This window comes from Olleya sp. Ti.3.14, assembly GCF_038154885.1.
Classification (GTDB): Bacteria; Bacteroidota; Bacteroidia; order Flavobacteriales; family Flavobacteriaceae; genus Olleya.
Genome location: NZ_JBAKAO010000042.1, coordinates 1 through 345 on the forward strand (window position 1 = coordinate 1; position 345 = coordinate 345).

1 pseudogene is annotated in these 345 nt (G+C 36.5%); it reads left to right on the plus strand.

The annotated features are described in order from the left end of the window. Positions 1-318, plus strand: a pseudogene (locus V6251_RS15200) (polysaccharide lyase family 7 protein); the annotation flags it as partial. Positions 319-345: the final 27 nt, after the last annotated feature.

The following is a 345-nucleotide window of genomic DNA, read 5'->3' on the forward strand; positions in this document are numbered from 1 at the left end:
CTATCAGAATACACTACTAAATCTGACATACCAGAGCAAACTAAAACGTTGTTTTTTCCAATTGGACAAGATGGTGTAGAGCGTCCTGAAGCTTATGCAGGCGAAGGATGTTTCTTCAAATTGGGTTGTTACAATCAAACTAACGGAAAATCTCCAGAAGTAAACAAAAACTGGTGTTCTGGTGGAGAAACACATGGTGGTAACATCCAAAAGCAATATGCGGATGGTAATTATGCCGAAGTTTGGTTTAAAACAGGAAGCATAGAAGTAAGTGATTATGCAGTTTCTAATGATGGGTATTTTTCTAAAAACGATTAGACAGCATGCATTATACCAATTATAAAC